This window comes from Pandoraea sp. XJJ-1 (assembly GCF_026802345.1).
Lineage (GTDB): Bacteria > Pseudomonadota > Gammaproteobacteria > Burkholderiales > Burkholderiaceae > Pandoraea > Pandoraea cepalis.
This window is the reverse complement of the sequence record NZ_CP113827.1, coordinates 4,992,201-5,004,537: the sequence shown is the minus strand read 5'-3', so window position 1 is coordinate 5,004,537 and position 12,337 is coordinate 4,992,201. Positions and strand designations below refer to the sequence as shown.

The window sequence follows — 12,337 nt, the reverse complement described above, 5'->3', positions numbered from 1 at the left end:
GGAGAATTTGAAATGAAAGCATCCGAACTTCGTGCCAAGGATCTCGACGGCCTGAACAAGGAACTGTCGGATCTGCTGAAGGCCCAATTCGGTCTTCGCATGCAAGCGGGCACCCAACAGCTGAGCAACACCAGCCAGCTGAAGAAGGTGCGCAAGGACATCGCGCGTGTGCGTACCGTGTTGACTGAGAAGGCGAGCCAGAAATGAACGATACCGCTAAGACCGCGCTGAAGCGTACCCTCGTGGGTAAGGTTGTCAGCGACAAGATGGACAAGACGGTTACCGTGCTGGTCGAGCGTCAAATGAAGCACCCGCTCTACGGCAAGTACATCGTGCGCTCGAAGAAGTACCACGCGCACGATGAGACCAACCAGTACAAGGAAGGCGATACGGTCGAGATTCAAGAATCCCGCCCGCTGTCGAAGACCAAGGCCTGGACGGTCTCCCGTCTCGTGGAAGCCGCTCGCATCATCTAAAGCGCGCTGAAGCGAAGGCTTGACTTGCAAGTCCGGAATTATCGATGTATAATTCCGGACTTTCCGCTTCTTTCGCTAAAACCGGTCTTTGGTTTCGCAAGGGAGTGGATGGCTTCCGAAGCCGATTCGTATCCTCTACGAGTCTGGTCGAGGTAGCAAAGTTGTCCACTTTTGAACGACTCAACCCAAACGGCACCCTTTGGTGCTGACGGGGACCAAGACTGACCGATGCGTATGTGTCGGATTAAGTTGGGAAGATAACACCATGATTCAAACTGAAACCCGGCTCGAAGTAGCCGACAACACCGGTGCGCGCGAAGTGATGTGCATCAAGGTGCTGGGCGGCTCCAAGCGTCGCTACGCCGGCATTGGCGACATCATCAAGGTCAGCGTGAAGGATGCTGCCCCGCGTGGTCGTGTCAAGAAGGGCGAAATCTATAACGCAGTGGTCGTGCGCACCGCCAAGGGCGTGCGTCGCCAGGACGGCTCGCTGGTCAAATTCGACGGCAACGCCGCCGTGCTGCTTAACACCAAGCTTGAGCCGATCGGCACCCGTATCTTCGGGCCGGTTACGCGTGAACTGCGTACCGAACGCTTCATGAAGATCGTGTCGCTGGCCCCGGAAGTGCTGTAAGGAGCCGACACATGAACAAGATTCGCAAGGGTGACCAGGTCATCGTGCTGACGGGTAAGGACAAGGCCAAGCGTGGCACGGTCCTGGCCATTGATGGCGACAAGTTGGTCGTCGAGGGCGTGAACGTTGCCAAAAAGCACGTCAAGCCGAACCCGATGAAGGGTACGCAAGGTGGCGTGGTCGACAAGACGATGCCGATCCACGTGTCGAACGTGGCGCTGGTGGATGCCAATGGCAAGCCGTCGCGCGTGGGCATCAAGGTCGAAGACGGCAAGAAGGTCCGCTTCCTCAAGACGACCGGTACGGTCGTCGGTGCCTAAGTCGCAGGGAGTATAGATAATGGCCCGTTTGCAAGAATTCTATAAAGACAAGGTTGTCGCCGAGCTGACAAAGCAGTTCGGTTACAAGTCTGTCATGGAAGTGCCGCGCATCACCAAGATCACCCTGAACATGGGCCTTGGTCAAGCCGTTGCTGACAAGAAGATCATTGAGCACGCCGTTGGCGACCTGACGAAAATCGCCGGCCAAAAGCCGGTGGTGACGAAGGCTCGCAAGGCAATTGCCGGTTTCAAGATCCGCGAAGGTTACCCGATCGGTACGATGGTGACGCTGCGCGGCGAGCGTATGTTCGAATTCCTGGATCGTTTCATCACCGTGGCTCTGCCGCGTGTGCGTGACTTCCGTGGTATTTCGGGTCGTGCGTTCGATGGTCGTGGCAACTACAACATCGGTGTGAAGGAACAGATCATCTTCCCCGAAATCGAGTACGACAAAATCGACGCGCTGCGTGGTCTGAATATCAGCATCACCACGACCGCGAAGACTGACGAAGAAGCGAAGGCTCTTCTGTCGGCGTTCAAATTCCCGTTCCGTAACTGAGGTAATCGTGGCTAAACTGGCACTTATCGAACGCGAAAAGAAACGCGCCCGTCTGGCGCAGAAGTTTTCTGCCAAGCGCGCCGCCCTCAAAGCGACCATCGAAGACACCAGCAAGTCGGAAGACGAGCGTTATGAAGCACGTCTGGCGCTGCAACAGCTGCCGCGTAACGCCAATCCGACGCGTCAACGCAATCGTTGCGACCTGACTGGCCGTCCGCGCGGTACCTTCCGCAAATTCGGCCTGGCCCGTAACAAGATCCGTGAAATCGCCTTCCGTGGCGAAATCCCGGGCGTGACCAAAGCAAGCTGGTAATAGGAGAAGCACCATGAGCATGAGCGATCCTATCGCCGATATGCTGACTCGCATCCGCAACGCTCAGATGGTTGAGAAAGCATCGGTGAAGATGCCCTCTTCCAAGCTGAAGGTCTCGATCGCCAAAGTCCTGAAGGACGAAGGCTACATCGAAGACTTCGCGGTTGAAGCAGAAGAAACGAAGGCAGTGTTGAACATCGCACTGAAGTACTACGCTGGCCGTCCGGTGATCGAGCGCCTCGAGCGCGTGTCCCGCCCCGGTCTTCGTGTGTACAAGAGCCGCAACGACATCCCGCAGGTCATGAATGGCCTCGGCGTTGCAATCGTCTCGACCCCGAAGGGCGTGATGACTGATCGCAAGGCACGCGCCACCGGCGTGGGCGGCGAAGTCATCTGCTACGTCGCCTAACCGAGGAGCGTTGAAATGTCTCGAGTAGGTAAGAGTCCCATTGCATTGCCGAAGGGCGTAGAAGCAACGCTGGCAGGCAATGTGCTGACGATCAAGGGTGCCCTGGGTTCGCTGACCCGCGGTGTGAATGCCCTCGTGAACGTCAAGATCGAAGACGGCACCATCACCTTCGCCCCGGCCGACGAAAGCCGCGAAGCGAATGCGCTGTATGGCACCGAACGTGCACTGGTCAACAATATGGTGACCGGTGTGAGCAAGGGTTTCGAAAAGAAACTGCAACTCGTTGGCGTGGGTTACCGCGCCAAGGCTGAAGGTGCAAACCTGAAGCTCGAGCTGGGTTTCTCGCACGATGTCGTGCATGCCATGCCGGAAGGCGTGAAGGCCGAGACCCCGACGCAGACGGAGATCATCATCAAAGGCGTTGATAAGCAACGCATCGGACAAGTGGCTGCGGAAGTTCGCGGTTACCGTCCGCCCGAACCCTACAAGGGCAAGGGCGTCCGCTATGCGGACGAGGTGGTGATCCTCAAGGAAACCAAGAAGAAGTAAGGGTGCGAAACATGGACAAGAAACAATCTCGTGTGCGCCGTGCTCGCCAGACTCGTATCAAGCTGGCAGCTCAAAAGGTGCATCGCCTTTCCGTGCATCGCACCAACGTGCACATCTACGCGCAAGTTTTTTCGGAAGACGGCACGCAAGTGCTGGCCAGCGCTTCGACGCTGGAAGCCGAAGTGCGCAAGGAACTGGGCGACAAGGAAGGCAAGGGTGGCAACGCTGCGGCCGCTGCACTGATCGGCCGTCGTATCGCCGAGAAGGCGAAGGCTGCCGGCATCGAAAGCGTGGCTTTCGACCGCTCGGGCTTCCGCTATCACGGTCGCGTCAAGGCTCTGGCCGACGCTGCCCGTGAAGCCGGCCTCAAGTTCTAAGTAAGGATCCGTCATGGCAAAGATGCAAGCGAAAGTTCAGGCTGACGAACGCGACGACGGCCTTCGCGAGAAGATGATCGCGGTCAACCGTGTCACGAAGGTTGTGAAGGGTGGCCGTATTCTCGGTTTTGCCGCGTTGACCGTGGTTGGTGACGGCGATGGCCGCATCGGCATGGGCAAGGGCAAGGCGAAGGAAGTGCCGGTTGCCGTTCAAAAGGCAATGGAACAAGCCCGCCGCAATATGTTCAAGGTGCCCCTGAAGAACGGCACCCTGCAACACAACGTTCTCGGCCAGCATGGCGCCTCGCGCGTCCTGATGTCGCCGGCGAAGGACGGTACCGGTGTTATCGCCGGTGGCCCGATGCGTGCGGTGTTCGAGGTGATGGGCGTGACCAACGTGGTGACGAAGAGCCTTGGCTCGACGAACCCGTACAACCTGGTCCGCGCCACGCTCGACGGCCTGAAGAAACAATCGACTCCTGCTGACATCGCCGCCAAGCGTGGCAAGTCGGTGGAAGAGATCCTCGGCTAAGGGTGATCAATATGTCGCAGCAAACTGTGAAAGTTAAGCTGGTCAAGAGCCTGATCGGTACGCGTGAAGAACATCGCGCGACCGTGAGGGGCCTGGGCCTGCGTCGAATCAATTCGGTCAGCGAGTTGCAGGATACGCCCGCTGTGCGGGGCATGATCAACAAGGTCTCGTACCTTGTGGCGATCGTCGACTGAGCGAGGGCAAAATGGAATTGAATTCGATTAAGCCGGCAGAAGGCGCCAAGCACGCCAAGCGCCGCGTTGGCCGTGGCATCGGTTCGGGTCTGGGTAAAACCGCCGGCCGTGGTCACAAGGGTCAAAAGTCGCGTTCGGGCGGCTTCCACAAGGTTGGCTTCGAAGGCGGTCAAATGCCGCTGCAACGTCGCCTGCCGAAGCGTGGTTTCAAGTCGCTGACGCGTCGTTTCGTGGGCGAAGTTCGCCTGTCGGACCTGAACAACCTGCCGGTCGACGAGATCGATCTGCTGGTTCTGAAGCAGGCCGGCCTGGTGAGCGAGCTGTCGCTGTCGGCCAAGGTCATCGCCTCGGGCGAGATCACCCGCAAGGTCGTTGTGAAGGGTCTGGGCGTCACCAAAGGTGCGCTCACGGCAATTCAAGCGGCTGGCGGTTCGGTTGCAGAGTAAGTTAGGTCACCCCGGAGCCAGCATTGGCCAAGTCTCCTAATCTCGCTAAGCCTGGTACGCAGGGCCCGAAGTATGCGGATCTGCGCCGGCGGCTGGTTTTCCTGCTGCTGGCGTTGATCGTCTACCGTATTGGTGCGCATATCCCGGTGCCGGGCATCGACCCCGATCAGCTGGCGCAGTTGTTCCAGCGCCAGTCGGGCGGGATCCTGGGCATGTTCAACATGTTCTCGGGTGGCGCGTTGTCGCGTTTCACGATCTTCGCGCTGGGGATCATGCCGTACATTTCGGCGTCGATCATCATGCAGCTGTTGGCGATGGTTTCGCCGCAGTTGGAAGCGTTGCGCAAGGAAGGTCAGTCCGGACAGCGCAAGATCACGCAGTACACCCGGTATTTCACGGTGCTACTCGCGCTCTTCCAGGCCGCAGCGATCGCAGTGACGTTGGAGAGCGAGCCTGGGCTCGTCGTCGATCCGGGCATGCTGTTCCGCCTGACGACGGTGATCACGCTTGTGACCGGCACGATGTTCCTGATGTGGCTTGGTGAGCAGATCACCGAACGCGGCCTGGGTAACGGTATCTCGATCATCATCTTTGGTGGTATCGCGGCCGGTTTGCCGAACGCTGTGGGCGGTTTGTTCGAGCTTGTCAGCACGGGTTCGATTGGTCCGTTCTCGGCCATCGTGATCTGTGCCCTCGTGGTGCTCGTGACGTTCTTCGTCGTGTTTGTCGAACGAGGTCAGCGCAAGATCCTCGTGAACTACGCCAAGCGTCAGGTGGGCAACAAGGTGTACGGCGGCCAGGCTTCGCACCTGCCGCTCAAGCTGAACATGGCAGGCGTGATTCCGCCGATCTTCGCATCGTCGATCATCCTGTTCCCGGCAACGATCGCGAATTGGTTCGGCGCAGGCGAAAGCACGCGCTGGCTCAAGGATTTCGCCGCGAAGTTGTCGCCGGGTCAGCCGATCTACGTGATGCTCTACGCTTTGGCGATCGTGTTCTTTTGCTTCTTCTACACCGCACTGGTGTTCAACAGCAAAGAGACCGCGGACAACCTGAAGAAGAGCGGCGCGTTTGTACCGGGCATCCGTCCGGGCGATCAGACGGCGCGGTACATCGACAAGATCCTGACGCGTCTGACACTGGCCGGTGCGGCTTACGTCACGCTGGTGTGTTTGCTGCCTGAGTTTCTGGTGTTGCGTTGGAACGTCCCGTTCTACTTCGGTGGAACCTCACTGCTGATTATCGTGGTGGTGACGATGGATTTCATGGCTCAAGTGCAGTCGTATGTGATGTCGCAACAGTATGAGTCGCTGCTCAAAAAGGCGAATTTCAAGGGCGGCAATAACATGACGCTTCGCTGACCTTGGGTCATGTCGAAAGACGACGTTATTCAAATGCAGGGCGAGGTCGTTGAAAACCTCCCCAATGCCACCTTCCGGGTAAAGCTGGAAAATGGCCATGTAGTACTCGGACATATTTCCGGCAAGATGCGGATGCACTACATCCGAATCTTGCCTGGAGATAAGGTGACGGTAGAGTTGACGCCCTACGATCTGTCGCGTGCGCGGATCGTCTTCCGGGCGAAGTGATTAGAGAGAGGGAATTGTCATGAAAGTTTTGGCATCTGTTAAGTGCATCTGCCGCAATTGCAAGTTTGTGAAGCGCAAAGGCGTGCTGCGCGTGATCTGCAGTTCGGATCCGCGCCACAAGCAACGTCAGGGCTAATCGGCCTTTAACGCTATTTAGTTGGGGAATTACGAATGGCTCGTATCGCAGGGGTTAACATCCCGAACCACCAGCACACCGCAATCGGCTTGACGGCCATTTACGGTGTCGGCCGCACGCGCGCTCGCCAGATTTGCGACGCCGCCGGTGTGCCGTTTTCGAAGAAGGTCAAAGACCTCGACGACGCTGATCTCGAAAAGCTGCGTGATCAAGTCGGTCAACTGACGGTCGAGGGCGACCTGCGCCGTGAAGTGACCATGAACATCAAGCGCCTGATGGACCTGGGCTGCTATCGTGGTATGCGTCACCGCAAGGGCTTGCCGCTTCGCGGTCAGCGCACCCGTACCAATGCGCGTACCCGCAAGGGCCCGCGTAAGGCCGGCGTCTCGCTGAAGAAGTAACCAGAGGATAGGAACTCATGGCTAAGCAACAGAACAACGCCGCTTCGCAGCGCGTTCGCAAGAAGGTCAAGAAGAGCGTTGCCGAGGGCGTCGTGCACGTCCACGCTTCGTTCAACAACACCATCATCACGATCACCGATCGTCAGGGCAACGCACTGGCATGGGCGACCTCGGGTGGCCAGGGCTTCAAGGGTTCGCGCAAGTCGACCCCGTTCGCTGCCCAGGTTGCTGCCGAGTCGGCTGGCCGCGTGGCACTGGAATACGGTGTGAAGAACCTGGAAGTTCGCATCAAGGGCCCGGGCCCGGGTCGCGAATCCGCGGTTCGTGCGCTGAACGCGCTGGGTATCAAGATCACGGCCATCTCGGACGTGACGCCGGTCCCGCACAACGGCTGTCGTCCGCCGAAGCGTCGTCGCATCTAAGACGCAGAAGCAAATCCTGCTATAATCGCGGGTTCGCGCACGGTCTCGGCCGTGCGCGTAGCAATTTCTAAGACCACCGTCCGGTACACAGGTACCGGACTTGCGTAGTGGACAAAGTTCGCTGCGTCAGATTTTGAGATAAAGGAACAACCGTGGCACGTTATATCGGCCCGAAGGCCAAACTCTCCCGCCGTGAAGGTACTGACCTCTTCCTGAAGAGCGCACGCCGCTCGCTCGCCGACAAGTGCAAGCTGGATAGCAAGCCGGGTCAGCATGGTCGCACCTCGGGTGCTCGCACGTCGGATTACGGCAACCAGCTGCGCGAAAAGCAGAAGGTCAAGCGTATCTACGGCGTGCTTGAGCGCCAGTTCCGTCGCTATTTCGCGGAAGCCGATCGCGTCAAGGGCAACACGGGTGAAAACCTGCTGCAACTGCTCGAGTCGCGCCTCGACAACGTCGTGTACCGTATGGGCTTTGGCTCGACGCGTGCTGAAGCGCGCCAGCTGGTCGGCCACAAGGCGATCTCGCTGAATGGTGTTGTTTCCAACATCCCGTCGATCAAGGTCAAGGCCGGCGACGTGATCACTGTGCGCGACGCTGCCAAGAAGCAAGTGCGTATTCAAGAAGCACTGTCGCTGGCGGAGCAAGTCGGTTTCCCGATCTGGGTTTCGGTTGACGCCAAGAAGATGGAAGGCACTTTCAAGGCACTGCCGGAACGTAGCGATATCGCAGGCGACATCAACGAAAGCCTGATCGTTGAATTGTATTCGCGTTAATATCCGTATGCTGACGCGCCTCACGGCGCGTTTTTGCGTTCCGTGCAGGTTGTCACGCATCAGCCTTATCGGTGTAACGAGCCGAGGGTATTGAAAAGGAAACCTATGCAAACCAGTTTGTTGAAGCCCAAGATCATCGCGGTTGAGCCGGTCGGTGAGCATCACGCCAAAGTCGTGATGGAGCCGTTCGAACGTGGCTACGGCCACACCTTGGGTAACGCGCTTCGCCGCGTGCTGTTGTCGTCGATGGTCGGTTATGCCCCGACCGAAGTGACGATCGCCGGCGTTGTGCACGAATATTCCACCATCGACGGTGTCCAGGAAGATGTCGTTAACTTCCTGTTGAACCTGAAGGGTGTGGTGTTCAAGCTGCATAACCGTGACGAAGTCACCGTTACGCTGCGCAAGGATGGTGAAGGTGTGGTGCGCGCTTCGGACATCGAAGTGCCGCATGATGTAGAACTGATCAATCCCGACCACGTGATCGCGCATCTGGCCAAGGGCGGCAAGCTCGACGTACAGATCAAGATCGAAAAGGGTCGTGGTTATGTCCCGGGTAACGTGCGCCGTTACGGCGACGAATCGGCCAAGGTGATTGGCCGCATCGTTCTGGATGCGTCGTTCTCGCCGGTCAAGCGTGTGAGCTACGCGGTCGAATCGGCCCGCGTGGAGCAGCGTACGGACCTGGACAAGCTCGTGATGAACATCGAAACCAACGGTGTGGTGTCGCCGGAAGAAGCGATCCGTCTGTCGGCTCGCATCCTCGTCGACCAACTGTCGGTGTTCGCTGCGCTGGAAGGCACGGAAGCCGCCAGCGAAGCACCGTCGCGTGCGCCGCAGATCGATCCGATCCTGCTGCGCCCGGTGGACGATCTCGAGTTGACGGTGCGTTCGGCCAATTGCTTGAAGGCTGAAAACATCTACTACATCGGCGACCTGATCCAGCGTACCGAGAACGAATTGCTCAAGACCCCGAATTTGGGTCGCAAATCGCTCAACGAGATCAAGGAAGTGCTTGCCTCGCGTGGCCTCACGCTGGGCATGAAGCTCGAAAACTGGCCGCCGGCCGGTCTCGAGAAGTAAAGGTGTAACGACATGGCCGCCTTGGGGCGGCCGTGTCGCTACGTAAGTGCGGCGCGTCGGAATGTCCTTGATGTTCCGATACGGCCGATAGCGAAGGTACCGGCCCGCGGTGGTTGTCACCGATAGAAGAGCTAGGTCGAAAACTCTGTTTAAAGGAAAGTTGAAATGCGTCACCGTCATGGTCTTCGTAAGCTGAACCGTACCAGCAGCCACCGTCTGGCAATGCTGCGCAATATGTCGAACTCGTTGATCCAACACGAAGCGATCAAGACCACGCTGCCGAAGGCGAAGGAACTGCGCAAGGTCGTCGAGCCCCTCATCACGCTGGGTAAGAAGGATTCGCTGGCCAACCGTCGTCTGGCGTTCAACCGCCTGCGCGATCGTGACATGGTCACCAAGCTGTTCAACGAACTGGGCCCGCGCTTTGCCAACCGTCCGGGCGGCTACCTGCGCATCCTGAAGATGGGTTTCCGCGTGGGCGATAACGCACCGATGGCGTTCGTCGAACTGCTGGACCGCCCGGAAGTCGACACGGAAGCGCCGGAAGTGGCTGAGTAAGCCACACGCGCGACGGTCTTTTCAAGGCCGTGAGCCGTAAAAAAAAGCCAGGTCGTCGACCTGGCTTTTTTCATTTTAAGGCGTCGTCTGAACCCGTCTGCTCGGCAGTCTGGAAATCGCTGGCTGATTGGGCACATTTCGCGGCGTCGGTGTACAGTGAACGATCCTCACGCTCGAATGGTCTACGCCACATCATGGACGCCCTTCTTATCGTCACGACGACGTTTCCCGACGAGGCCAGCGCCAACGCCGCCATCGACGGTATGCTGGCCGAGCGGCTGGCGGCGTGCGTGCAGCAAATGGCACCGGTGCGTTCGAGCTATCGATGGCAAGGCAAGCGCGAGACGAGCGTGGAAGTGCCGCTCATGATCAAGACGACGGCGGCGCGTTACAGCGCGCTGGAGCAATACATTAAAGAACATCATCCCTACGACGTGCCGGAGATTGTGGCGTGGCCCGCCACGGCAGCGCTGCCTGCCTACGCGCGGTGGGTTGAAGATGAAACGCGGGGGGCGTTGCATGTCTGACGTGCAGACAATGGTGGGACGGGGGATCCCGCGAGGCAGTCGCAATGGGCACGGCCCGATGCGACATCGGGTCATGTGGCTATGGTCGGTCGCATTACTGCTGGTGGCGGCGGTTCTGTTGCTCGGGGCCGGGTGCGCCCGCGCCGCTGACGATTTTCTCGACCCGGATGTCGCCTTCAAGGTATCGAAGACAGAGCAGCCCGGTGCGGTGCTGCTGCATTTCGAAGTGGCCAAGGGCTACTACCTCTATCGAGAACGGTTTGCTTTCGCAGCCGACAATCCTGCCGTCACGCTCGGCGTACCGGTGTTTCCGAAGGGTGAAGTCAAGCGCGACGAGACTTTCGGCAAGGACATGGAGGTGTATCACGAGCCCATCGACGTTCGCATCCCGGTGAGTCGGGCGGGGGCCCCGTTTACGCTGAACGTCACCATGCAGGGCTGCGCCGAGAAGGGGCTGTGCTATCCCCCGATGGACAAGCCGTTGAAGATTTCCGCTGCCGCGATTGGCGGCGCGAATAGCGGGAGTTCAACGGCCGCATCAACGCCGGTCCCCGCAACGCCGGCCTTGCTCGGCGGCATGGCGCAAGCGTCGAGCGGTGGGAAGATCGTCACGTCGCCGGAATCCGTGTCGGCAGCCCCCAACGCTGACACGGCCAGCGGCTGGTTGTCCGCGCGAGACGACTATAGCGAGGCCGAGCGGATCCTCTCCGGAGGCAGCTTCGTGCTGGCATTGGCGATCTTCTTCGCGCTGGGTGTCGGGTTGGCGTTCACGCCGTGTGTGTTGCCGATGGTCCCGATTCTCCTGTCGATTGTCGCAGGGCAGGGAGCCAGTCGAGGCAAGGCCGTGCGTCTGGCCATTGCCTATGTGCTCGGCATGTCCGTGGTGAACACCGTCATTGGTGTGGCCGCCGGATTGTTGGGGCAAGGTCTGATCGCGTTCCTGCAGGCGCCGTGGGTGCTGGTCTCGTTCGCGCTGCTCATGATCGTCCTGTCGTTGTCGATGTTCGGCATGTACGAGATTCAGGTGCCGTTGGCGTTGCGCGCTCGAATCGATGACGCCGCTCGCAAGCAGGCGTCGGGTCAATGGGTCGGCGCGGCGATGATGGGCGTGCTATCGGGACTGATCGTGAGCCCATGTGTGACCGCCCCGCTGGCGGCCGCGCTCGCCTTTATCGCGAAGACGGGAGATTCGGTCTTCGGTGGCGCAACGCTCTTCGCATTGTCGCTTGGGATGGGATTACCGCTTGTGCTTCTCGCGGGCGGCGGCGGCGCGTTGCTGCCGCGTGCGGGGGCGTGGATGGGCGGCGTGAAACGCTTCTTCGGCTTCCTGCTTCTCGGTGTTGCGCTCTGGATTGTGCGGCCATTGCTGACCACGCCCGTTCTGTTGTTGGGATGGGGCGCCTTGCTGTTGGTGGCCGCCGCGTTCATGCACGTTTTCGATAGACTGCCCGATGGTGTCAGCGCTGCACGGCGCGTGCTCAAGGGGTTAGGCGTTGTCGTCGCCCTTCTTGGCGCCGTGGCTTTGGTGGGGGCGGCAACGGGGGCGCGTGATGCGCTTGCGCCACTCGCGGGGTTGACAGTGGCCACCTCGGGGAGCGCCAGCGCCAGCGCACCCGTGGACAAGGGAGCCAAGTTCCGGCGCGTACGCAGCGTTGCAGAGCTCGATCAGGTTATCGCGACGGCAGGGCGTCCGGTGATGTTCGACTTCTATGCGGACTGGTGTATTAGCTGCAAGGAAATGGAGCGCTCCGTTTTCACGGATCCGCGTGTCAAAGCCCGTCTCGATCAGGTGGTGCTCGTGCAGGCTGACGTCACGGCCAACAACGCCGACGATCAGGCGTTGCTCAAGCGCTTCGGACTGTTCGGCCCGCCAGGCATCATCTTCTTCGATGGCGGCGGTAACGAGAGGACGGGGATGCGCGTGATCGGCGCACAGTCGGCGGATCAGTTCCTGCGCAGCCTGGACAAGGCCCTCGGGCCGGCCACCTGAGCGCTGCGGCCGGAATCCGAGCGCTGCGGCCCGAACCCGGGCGCGG

At 59.5% G+C, this 12,337-nt stretch carries 22 protein-coding genes; all 22 read left to right on the top strand.

Annotated features, from left to right (window positions below):
- Positions 1 to 12 precede the first annotated feature (12 nt).
- The 22 genes from rpmC (at position 13) to dsbD (ending at position 12,291) form a co-directional block, all read left to right on the top strand.
- Positions 13 to 207 carry a 50S ribosomal protein L29 gene (gene rpmC / locus OYT13_RS23165; RefSeq protein WP_017235795.1) on the top strand — a complete coding sequence of 65 codons (195 nt, stop codon included), beginning with the start codon at positions 13 to 15 and terminating at the stop codon, positions 205 to 207.
- Positions 204 to 476: a 30S ribosomal protein S17 gene (rpsQ, locus tag OYT13_RS23160; RefSeq protein ID WP_017235794.1), complete on the top strand. Its 273-nt coding sequence runs from the start codon at positions 204 to 206 to the stop codon at positions 474 to 476. The genes rpmC and rpsQ overlap by 4 nt, the downstream gene beginning before the upstream one ends.
- A gap of 265 nt (positions 477 to 741) precedes the next feature.
- Entirely contained in the window at positions 742 to 1,110 is a 369-nt protein-coding gene (gene rplN / locus OYT13_RS23155; RefSeq protein WP_010804127.1) for a 50S ribosomal protein L14, read from the top strand.
- An 11-nt stretch (positions 1,111 to 1,121) separates the two neighbouring features.
- Positions 1,122 to 1,430, top strand: a complete 309-nt coding sequence (gene rplX / locus OYT13_RS23150) for a 50S ribosomal protein L24 (RefSeq protein ID WP_017235793.1) — start codon at positions 1,122 to 1,124, stop codon at positions 1,428 to 1,430.
- A gap of 19 nt (positions 1,431 to 1,449) precedes the next feature.
- Complete coding sequence (gene rplE, locus OYT13_RS23145) at positions 1,450 to 1,989, top strand: 50S ribosomal protein L5 (RefSeq protein ID WP_010804125.1); 540 nt, start codon at positions 1,450 to 1,452, stop codon at positions 1,987 to 1,989.
- A 7-nt stretch (positions 1,990 to 1,996) separates the two neighbouring features.
- Positions 1,997 to 2,302, top strand: coding sequence for a 30S ribosomal protein S14 (rpsN, locus tag OYT13_RS23140; protein ID WP_017235792.1), 306 nt, complete (start codon positions 1,997 to 1,999; stop codon positions 2,300 to 2,302).
- Between the two features lie 13 nt (positions 2,303 to 2,315).
- Positions 2,316 to 2,711 carry a 30S ribosomal protein S8 gene (rpsH, locus tag OYT13_RS23135; protein WP_017235791.1) on the top strand — a complete coding sequence of 132 codons (396 nt, stop codon included), beginning with the start codon at positions 2,316 to 2,318 and terminating at the stop codon, positions 2,709 to 2,711.
- A 15-nt stretch (positions 2,712 to 2,726) separates the two neighbouring features.
- Positions 2,727 to 3,260, top strand: coding sequence for a 50S ribosomal protein L6 (rplF, locus tag OYT13_RS23130; RefSeq protein WP_026132332.1), 534 nt, complete (start codon positions 2,727 to 2,729; stop codon positions 3,258 to 3,260).
- A gap of 11 nt (positions 3,261 to 3,271) precedes the next feature.
- Positions 3,272 to 3,637, top strand: a complete 366-nt coding sequence (rplR, locus tag OYT13_RS23125) for a 50S ribosomal protein L18 (RefSeq protein ID WP_010804121.1) — start codon at positions 3,272 to 3,274, stop codon at positions 3,635 to 3,637.
- A gap of 13 nt (positions 3,638 to 3,650) precedes the next feature.
- Positions 3,651 to 4,169 (top strand): 30S ribosomal protein S5, encoded by a 519-nt coding sequence (gene rpsE / locus OYT13_RS23120; protein ID WP_010804120.1) that lies wholly within the window; start codon positions 3,651 to 3,653, stop codon positions 4,167 to 4,169.
- 11 nt (positions 4,170 to 4,180) lie between these two features.
- The gene (gene rpmD, locus OYT13_RS23115) at positions 4,181 to 4,363 is read left to right on the top strand and encodes a 50S ribosomal protein L30 (protein ID WP_017235789.1); all 183 of its coding nucleotides are present in this window, start codon (positions 4,181 to 4,183) and stop codon (positions 4,361 to 4,363) included.
- 11 nt (positions 4,364 to 4,374) lie between these two features.
- Positions 4,375 to 4,809, top strand: coding sequence for a 50S ribosomal protein L15 (gene rplO / locus OYT13_RS23110; RefSeq protein ID WP_017235788.1), 435 nt, complete (start codon positions 4,375 to 4,377; stop codon positions 4,807 to 4,809).
- Positions 4,810 to 4,832: 23 nt separating this feature from the next.
- Positions 4,833 to 6,170 (top strand): preprotein translocase subunit SecY, encoded by a 1,338-nt coding sequence (gene secY / locus OYT13_RS23105; RefSeq protein ID WP_017235787.1) that lies wholly within the window; start codon positions 4,833 to 4,835, stop codon positions 6,168 to 6,170.
- Between the two features lie 9 nt (positions 6,171 to 6,179).
- Positions 6,180 to 6,398 (top strand): translation initiation factor IF-1, encoded by a 219-nt coding sequence (gene infA, locus OYT13_RS23100; protein ID WP_007869286.1) that lies wholly within the window; start codon positions 6,180 to 6,182, stop codon positions 6,396 to 6,398.
- A 19-nt stretch (positions 6,399 to 6,417) separates the two neighbouring features.
- The gene (gene rpmJ / locus OYT13_RS23095; protein ID WP_010804115.1) at positions 6,418 to 6,534 is read left to right on the top strand and encodes a 50S ribosomal protein L36; all 117 of its coding nucleotides are present in this window, start codon (positions 6,418 to 6,420) and stop codon (positions 6,532 to 6,534) included.
- Positions 6,535 to 6,569: 35 nt separating this feature from the next.
- Positions 6,570 to 6,935, top strand: a complete 366-nt coding sequence (gene rpsM, locus OYT13_RS23090) for a 30S ribosomal protein S13 (RefSeq protein ID WP_017235786.1) — start codon at positions 6,570 to 6,572, stop codon at positions 6,933 to 6,935.
- A 17-nt stretch (positions 6,936 to 6,952) separates the two neighbouring features.
- Positions 6,953 to 7,357, top strand: coding sequence for a 30S ribosomal protein S11 (gene rpsK, locus OYT13_RS23085; RefSeq protein WP_010804113.1), 405 nt, complete (start codon positions 6,953 to 6,955; stop codon positions 7,355 to 7,357).
- Positions 7,358 to 7,509: 152 nt separating this feature from the next.
- Positions 7,510 to 8,133 carry a 30S ribosomal protein S4 gene (rpsD, locus tag OYT13_RS23080; RefSeq protein WP_017235785.1) on the top strand — a complete coding sequence of 208 codons (624 nt, stop codon included), beginning with the start codon at positions 7,510 to 7,512 and terminating at the stop codon, positions 8,131 to 8,133.
- 105 nt (positions 8,134 to 8,238) lie between these two features.
- Positions 8,239 to 9,216, top strand: a complete 978-nt coding sequence (locus tag OYT13_RS23075) for a DNA-directed RNA polymerase subunit alpha (protein WP_017235784.1) — start codon at positions 8,239 to 8,241, stop codon at positions 9,214 to 9,216.
- Positions 9,217 to 9,381: 165 nt separating this feature from the next.
- The gene (rplQ, locus tag OYT13_RS23070) at positions 9,382 to 9,774 is read left to right on the top strand and encodes a 50S ribosomal protein L17 (RefSeq protein WP_017235783.1); all 393 of its coding nucleotides are present in this window, start codon (positions 9,382 to 9,384) and stop codon (positions 9,772 to 9,774) included.
- A gap of 194 nt (positions 9,775 to 9,968) precedes the next feature.
- Positions 9,969 to 10,301 (top strand): divalent-cation tolerance protein CutA, encoded by a 333-nt coding sequence (cutA, locus tag OYT13_RS23065; protein ID WP_017235782.1) that lies wholly within the window; start codon positions 9,969 to 9,971, stop codon positions 10,299 to 10,301.
- Between the two features lie 73 nt (positions 10,302 to 10,374).
- Positions 10,375 to 12,291: a protein-disulfide reductase DsbD gene (gene dsbD, locus OYT13_RS23060; RefSeq protein ID WP_268566994.1), complete on the top strand. Its 1,917-nt coding sequence runs from the start codon at positions 10,375 to 10,377 to the stop codon at positions 12,289 to 12,291.
- Positions 12,292 to 12,337 lie beyond the last annotated feature (46 nt).

What these genes read in the sequence shown, in the direction of transcription:
- rpmC (WP_017235795.1), top strand. Translation starts at nt 13, where the DNA reads ATGAAAGCATCCGAACTTCGTGCCAAGGATCTCGACGGCCTGAACAAG.
- rpsQ (WP_017235794.1), top strand. Translation starts at nt 204, where the DNA reads ATGAACGATACCGCTAAGACCGCGCTGAAGCGTACCCTCGTGGGTAAG.
- rplN (WP_010804127.1), top strand. Translation starts at nt 742, where the DNA reads ATGATTCAAACTGAAACCCGGCTCGAAGTAGCCGACAACACCGGTGCG.
- rplX (WP_017235793.1), top strand. Translation starts at nt 1,122, where the DNA reads ATGAACAAGATTCGCAAGGGTGACCAGGTCATCGTGCTGACGGGTAAG.
- rplE (WP_010804125.1), top strand. Translation starts at nt 1,450, where the DNA reads ATGGCCCGTTTGCAAGAATTCTATAAAGACAAGGTTGTCGCCGAGCTG.
- rpsH (WP_017235791.1), top strand. Translation starts at nt 2,316, where the DNA reads ATGAGCATGAGCGATCCTATCGCCGATATGCTGACTCGCATCCGCAAC.
- rplF (WP_026132332.1), top strand. Translation starts at nt 2,727, where the DNA reads ATGTCTCGAGTAGGTAAGAGTCCCATTGCATTGCCGAAGGGCGTAGAA.
- rplR (WP_010804121.1), top strand. Translation starts at nt 3,272, where the DNA reads ATGGACAAGAAACAATCTCGTGTGCGCCGTGCTCGCCAGACTCGTATC.
- rpsE (WP_010804120.1), top strand. Translation starts at nt 3,651, where the DNA reads ATGGCAAAGATGCAAGCGAAAGTTCAGGCTGACGAACGCGACGACGGC.
- rpmD (WP_017235789.1), top strand. Translation starts at nt 4,181, where the DNA reads ATGTCGCAGCAAACTGTGAAAGTTAAGCTGGTCAAGAGCCTGATCGGT.
- rplO (WP_017235788.1), top strand. Translation starts at nt 4,375, where the DNA reads ATGGAATTGAATTCGATTAAGCCGGCAGAAGGCGCCAAGCACGCCAAG.
- infA (WP_007869286.1), top strand. Translation starts at nt 6,180, where the DNA reads ATGTCGAAAGACGACGTTATTCAAATGCAGGGCGAGGTCGTTGAAAAC.
- rpmJ (WP_010804115.1), top strand. Translation starts at nt 6,418, where the DNA reads ATGAAAGTTTTGGCATCTGTTAAGTGCATCTGCCGCAATTGCAAGTTT.
- rpsM (WP_017235786.1), top strand. Translation starts at nt 6,570, where the DNA reads ATGGCTCGTATCGCAGGGGTTAACATCCCGAACCACCAGCACACCGCA.
- rpsK (WP_010804113.1), top strand. Translation starts at nt 6,953, where the DNA reads ATGGCTAAGCAACAGAACAACGCCGCTTCGCAGCGCGTTCGCAAGAAG.
- OYT13_RS23075 (WP_017235784.1), top strand. Translation starts at nt 8,239, where the DNA reads ATGCAAACCAGTTTGTTGAAGCCCAAGATCATCGCGGTTGAGCCGGTC.
- rplQ (WP_017235783.1), top strand. Translation starts at nt 9,382, where the DNA reads ATGCGTCACCGTCATGGTCTTCGTAAGCTGAACCGTACCAGCAGCCAC.
- cutA (WP_017235782.1), top strand. Translation starts at nt 9,969, where the DNA reads ATGGACGCCCTTCTTATCGTCACGACGACGTTTCCCGACGAGGCCAGC.
- dsbD (WP_268566994.1), top strand. Translation starts at nt 10,375, where the DNA reads ATGTGGCTATGGTCGGTCGCATTACTGCTGGTGGCGGCGGTTCTGTTG.